The following is a 6,004-nucleotide window of genomic DNA, read 5'->3' as shown; positions in this document are numbered from 1 at the left end:
CACCCCGGCACCCCCGCCCAGCCGGGCCGAGCGGGTCCGGCAAGACGACCGCGTTACGGGCGTACGAGGCGCTCGGCCCGGCGAAGAACGTGAGCGGCCCGACCGGAAGCTCGGCCCGCCGATGACCGGCGAACGCGGACAGCCGCAGCTCGGTGACCTGAGGCCGCCCGGGACACGCCTCACCTGCGGGGCGGGCGGAGAACAACTCGGACGACGTCACGGCCATGTCCGGACCGTAGGCCCCGGCCGCTCAGGCGAACCGTTCCCCCGCGACGCCCTTCCTACGATCGAGGGACCGCCCCCGCAAGCCCAGCTCCTCCAGGCCCAGCTCCTGCGGGCCCCGCCCCGCCGGGATCACGTGCCCGGAACCCCGGCGCCCTCCATCAGCCCGCTCACCTCGGTCCCGGGCGGCGTCAGCAGGAACACGTTCCGGTCCACCCGGTGCATCCCGCTCGCCAGCCCGAAGACGACACCGGTGCTGAAGTCGAGGACCCGCTTGGCGACCTCGTTCTCCGCTCCCGTCAGGTCCAGCAGCACCGGGATCCCGGCCATCAGGGTCTCCGCGACCTCGCGGGCGTCGCCGAAGACATTGACCCGCAGGACGACGAATCGGCGACGGGGTTCGGTCTCCGCCTCCGGCAGCGCGCGATGACCCACCGCCGACGGCCAGGCGTCACGGCCGCGCAGCGGCACCACCTGGGCGAGCCCCTCCCACTGTTCATCGGTGACGTCGTGGCTGTTCACCGGCTCCCCCCGCCCTGACTCGCCTTCAAAACCTGCACCGGCCAATTCTTACGCCAAGTCACCCGTTCGGCCCAACTGCGACACGGTGCGCGACAGCCCCGGACCCCTCCCCCACCCCTCACATCGGGCCACGGGCGGCTGTGTGGCCGACGTAACTCCTCATGATCAAGGGATGTGACATCGACGTAACGGGCAATTCGTACGCTTCACGCACCACCCCCGACCGCCGGAGAAGGGCAGCGCGTGACCTCGACCACCTCCACGACTCCGGTCTCCACGTCCCAGGTCCGGACGGTCTGCACGTACTGCGGGGTCGGCTGTGGAGTTCTGCTGGACGTCGGGGCGGGGCCCGACGGGCGGCGTACGGTCCTGAAGGCCTCCGGTGACAAGGCGCACCCGGCGAACGCGGGACGGCTGTGCACCAAGGGCGCGACCACGGCCGAGATGCTCGCCGCGCCCGGCCGGCTGACCACCGCGCTGGTCAGGGACGACCGGGGCGAGGAGCCGGTGCCCTCCCCGGCGGCCGACGCCATCGCCGAGACCGCCCGCCGGCTGCGCGCGATCATCGACGAGCACGGGCCGGACGCGGTCGCGCTGTATGTGTCCGGACAGATGAGCCTGGAGGCCCAGTACCTGTCGAACAAGCTGGCCAAGGGGTTCATCCGCACCAACCAGATCGAGTCGAACTCGCGGTTGTGCATGGCCAGCGCTGGAATGGGCTACAAGCTGTCCCTCGGCGCGGACGGGCCGCCGGGGTCCTACGAGGACTTCGACAAGGCGGACGTCTTCCTCGTCACCGGCTCGAACATGGCCGACTGCCACCCCATCCTCTTTCTGCGGATGATGGAGCGGGTCAAGGCGGGCGCCAAACTCATCGTGGTCGACCCGCGACGCACCGCCACCGCCGCCAAGGCCGACCTGTTCCTGCAGATCAAGCCCGGCACGGACCTCGCTCTCCTCAACGGCCTCCTGCACCTGCTCGTCGAGAACGGCCACACCGACCCCGACTTCATCGCCGCCCACACCGAGGGCTGGGAGGCGATGCCCGCCTTCCTCGCCGACTACGCGCCGGGCGCCGTCGCGGAGATCACCGGGATCGGCGAGGACGACCTCCGGGAAGCCGCCCGGCTGATCGGTGAGGCCGGTGAGTGGATGAGCTGCTGGACGATGGGGCTGAACCAGTCCACGCACGGCACCTGGAACACGAACGCCCTGGTCAACCTGCATCTGGCGACGGGTGCGATCTGCCGGCCGGGCTCCGGGCCCTTCTCGCTCACCGGGCAGCCGAACGCCATGGGCGGGCGTGAGATGGGGTACATGGGGCCGGGGCTGCCGGGGCAGCGGTCCGTGCTCGTGGAGGCCGAGCGGGACTTCGTCGAGGAGCTGTGGGAGCTGCCGCCGGGCACGCTGCGCGCCGACGGGGTCGGCAAGGGCACCGTCGAGATGTTCCAGAAGATGGCCGACGGCGAGATCAAGGCCTGCTGGATCATCTGCACCAATCCGGTCGCCTCGGTCGCCAACCGCCGTACGGTGATCGAGGGCCTGGAGGCGGCGGAGTTCGTCGTCACGCAGGACGTCTTCGGGGAGACCGAGACCAACGCGTACGCCGATGTCGTGCTGCCCGGGGCGATGTGGACCGAGGGCGAGGGCGTCTTCGTCAACAGTGAGCGCAATCTGACGCTGACCCGGGCCGTGACCGATCCGCCCGGGGAGGCGATGGCGGACTGGCGGATCATCGCGGCCGTCGCGTGCGCGATGGGGTACGAGAAGGGGTTCTCGTACGAGAGCGCCGAGGACGTCTTCGAGGAGATACGGCGGGCCTGGAACCCGGTGACCGGCTGGGATCTGCGCGGGGTGACGTACGAGCGGCTGCGGGACACGCCGGTGCAGTGGCCGGCCGCCGACGTGGACGGGCCGGAGCGCAATCCGGTCCGGTATCTCGACCCGGACCGCGGACTGCGGTTCCCGACCGCGAGCGGCCGCGCCGTCTTCCACGCCCGGCCGCACATGCCGGCCGCCGAGATGCCCGACGACGACTACCCCTTCGTACTGAACACGGGGCGGGTGCAGCACCAGTGGCACACGCTGACCAAGACCGGGAAGGTCGCCAAGCTCAACAAGCTGAACCCGGGGCCGTTCGTGGAGGTGCATCCGCTCGACGCGCGGGAGCTGGGGATCGCGGACGGGGACCGGGTGGAGGTCGCCTCGCGGCGGGGGCGGGCGGTGTTGCCGGCCGTGGTGACCGAGCGGGTGCGGCCGGGCGGCGCTTTCGCGCCGTTCCACTGGAACGATCTCTTCGGGGAGTATCTGAGCGTCAACGCGGTGACGAGCGACGCGGTGGACCCGATCTCCTTCCAACCGGAGTTCAAGGTGTGCGCGGTGTCCTTGACCAGGGTGGCGGCTCCGGTGCCGGACGAGCCGGTGCGGGCGCTGACGCCGACGGCTGTCACACCCGGCTCCGCTGCCCCCTTCGGTCTGGAACCCGCCCCGCCGCCCGTTCTGACCGCCCAGGAGCGCCTGTATCTGACCGGTTTCCTCGCCGGCATCGGGACCGGCGCGCCCGGCGTCCCCGTCCTGCCGCCGGACGCGCCTTTCAGCCCCGAGCACCGGGTGTGGGTCGACGGCGTGCTCGCCGGGATGTACTCCCGGACGGCGACGGAACCCGTCACGCGTGACGGCCGTGAGGTCCTCGTGCTGTGGGCCTCGCAGACCGGCAACGCCGAGGAGTTCGCCACCGCCGCCGCCGAGCAGCTGGGCGCGGCGGGGCACCGGGCCACCCTGGTCGGCATGGACGAGGCCGATGTGCCCGCGCTCGCCCGTGCCGCCGACCTCCTCTTCATCACCAGCACGTTCGGTGACGGTGACGCCCCGGACAACGGGTCGGGCTTCTGGGAGACGCTGTCCGACGCGGAGGCTCCGCGGCTGGACGGAGTGCGGTACGCCGTGCTCGCCTTCGGCGACTCCTCCTACGACGACTTCTGTGGCCACGGGCGTCGGCTCGACGCGCGGCTGGACGAACTGGGCGGGGTGCGCCTGGCCCCCCGTACGGACTGCGAACCGGACTTCGAGCCCTCGGCCGGGGTGTGGCTCGATCAGGTCCTGACGGCACTGGGCGGCACGGACGCACCCGCCGCCCCCAAGCCGGTCGGCACACCGAGAGCCGGTGCCAAGCCCGCCCCCGCCACCGCCCGTCTCGTCGGCAACCGGCTGCTCAGCCGCCCCGGCGCGGGAAAGGAGGTGCGGCGCTTCACCTTCGACACGAGCGGGACCTCGCTGGCGTACGAGGCGGGCGACGCGCTCGGCGTGCGGCCGGTCAACTCGCCCTCGCTGGTGGCGGAATGGCTGGCGGTGACCGGCGTCGACGGGGCGACGGCCGTGGACCTGGACGGCGTCGGCGAGACCTCGTTCGCCGACGCCCTGCACCGGCACCTCGACATCACGCGGATCACCCCCGATCTGCTGCGCTTCGTCGCCGAACGCGTCCGTGACGACCGGGAGCTGCGCCGGCTGCTGCGGCCGGACAACAAGGACGGTCTGGCGCAGTGGAGTTGGAGCCGGCAGGCCGTGGACGTCATCGCCGAGCACTCGGTGCGGGCGGGCGCCGAGGAGTGGGCGGGGGTGCTCAGGAAGCTCCAGCCGCGCCTGTACTCCATATCGTCGAGCCCGCTCGTCGACCCGCACAGCGTCTCCCTGACGGTCTCCGTCGTGCGGTACGAGAACCTGCGCGGCCGGCCGCGCGGCGGGGTCTGCTCGCCCTTCCTCGCCGATGCCGAACCGGACACCGAGGTGCCGGTCTTCGTACAGCGCTCCCCGCACTTCCGCCCGCCCGCGGACGCCTCGACGCCGATGGTGATGGTCGGCCCGGGCACGGGCGTCGCGCCCTTCGTCGGCTTCCTCCAGGAGCGGCGGGTGCTCGGGCACCAGGCGCCCAACTGGCTGTTCTTCGGCGAGCAGCACCGGGCCAGCGACTTCTACTACGAGGACGAGCTGACCGCGCTGCTCGACGAGGGCACCCTGGCGCGCCTGGACACGGCGTTCTCCCGGGACCAGCGCAACAAGGTGTACGTCCAGGACCGGATGCGCGAACACGGCCCCGAGCTGTGGCGCTGGCTGCAGGACGGTGCCCACTTCTACGTCTGCGGCGACGCCTCGCGCATGGCCAAGGACGTGGACCGGGCGCTGCGGGACATCGCGGTCACGCACGGCGGTCTTGACGAGGCCGAGGCGGCGGCGTACGTGAAGCAGCTGGCGGCGGCGAAGCGGTACGTCCGGGACGTGTACTGATCACGCTCCGGAGGGCCGGCCCCCTGTTCTCACCCGCCTCACACCGGACTCTTCACCTCCCTCGGCACCTCGCTCACCAGCCCTGATTACCGTCCGATGCCGTGCAGTGGGCAGCAGAGCGGCAGTTGGTGACACCGGGCAGTCGGACGCGGGGGTCGGCTCCCGCACCGGTCCCGGAACCCCCCGTCCAGTGGCATCGCGTCCTGACGCTTCTCGCCGACGTGAGCCTCTTCGTCGGGACGCGGGCGGTCTGGACGCAGGCGGCCGGTCACCGGCTCGTCGTGGCCGCCGCGATCTCGGTGTGCTACGCCTCAATCCTGGTGTGCGGTGTGCTCGCCCTGGTGGTGCGGCGGGCTCGGTCGCTGGCCCGTGTCGACGTTTGCGTCCTGGTGACCGCCGTGACGCTGACGCTCTGTGCGTGGGCGATGAACCACGGCGGCAGCGACGAGGCGGTCCTCACCACCCAGGCCGCCCGTGAACTGGTCGCCGGGCACCCGGTCTACGGGCAGCCGTGGCCCTGGCTCTTCGGCCACGGCGTCGCCCTCACCCCGACCGTCACGGGCGGCTACGACTTCACCTACGGCTATCCGCCGCTGGCCCCGCTGCTGACCGCGCCGCTGCTGTGGCTGGGGCACGGGGCGCTGCCCGCGACGGTCGTGAGCACGGCCGCGCTGGTCGCCGGCACCGTCGTGCTGTGGCGGACGCTGCCCACGCCGTGGCGGTCGGCGGCGACCATGGTGTGTCTCGGCTTCGGGTTCCTGCCGTCGTACGGCAGGCTCGGCTATCCGGCGATCGTGGCGCTGGCGCTGCTGGTGCCGGTGGTGGTGCGGTGGCCGCGGATCGGGCGGGGCGGGCGGCTCGGGAGCGGTGGGCTGGCGCGGGCGGCGTGTCTGGGGGCGGCGTGCGCGGCGCAGCAACTGCCGTGGTTCGTGGCGCCGTTCCTGCTGGCGGGGGTGTACGCCGTGCGGCCCGGGGA

General features: G+C 72.2%; 2 protein-coding genes and 2 pseudogenes. 2 read left to right on the top strand and 2 right to left on the bottom strand.

All coding sequences use genetic code 11. From position 1 onward, the window contains the following. Together L0P92_RS41210 and L0P92_RS41205 are read right to left on the bottom strand one after the other, a co-directional pair. Nucleotides 1–226 (bottom strand): annotated as a pseudogene (locus L0P92_RS41210) (ATP-binding protein); the annotation flags it as partial. A 128-nt stretch (nucleotides 227–354) separates the two neighbouring features. After that, a complete protein-coding gene (locus L0P92_RS41205) occupies nucleotides 355–744 on the bottom strand; it encodes a cell division protein SepF (RefSeq protein ID WP_234768265.1) in 390 nt (129 codons plus the stop codon). Nucleotides 745–987: 243 nt separating this feature from the next. Between L0P92_RS41205 and L0P92_RS41200 the strand changes: the two genes are divergently transcribed. Together L0P92_RS41200 and L0P92_RS41195 are read left to right on the top strand one after the other, a co-directional pair. After that, on the top strand, nucleotides 988–5,028 hold the full coding sequence (locus L0P92_RS41200; RefSeq protein ID WP_234768264.1) for a bifunctional nitrate reductase/sulfite reductase flavoprotein subunit alpha: 4,041 nt from the start codon (nucleotides 988–990) through the stop codon (nucleotides 5,026–5,028). Nucleotides 5,029–5,156: 128 nt separating this feature from the next. Further along, nucleotides 5,157–6,004 (top strand): annotated as a pseudogene (locus L0P92_RS41195) (hypothetical protein); the annotation flags it as partial.

This window comes from Streptomyces muensis (assembly GCF_021474425.1).
GTDB classification, from domain to species: Bacteria; Actinomycetota; Actinomycetes; order Streptomycetales; family Streptomycetaceae; genus Streptomyces; species Streptomyces muensis.
The sequence above is the reverse complement of the archived record's forward strand: the minus strand, read 5'-3'. Positions and strand labels throughout refer to the sequence as shown.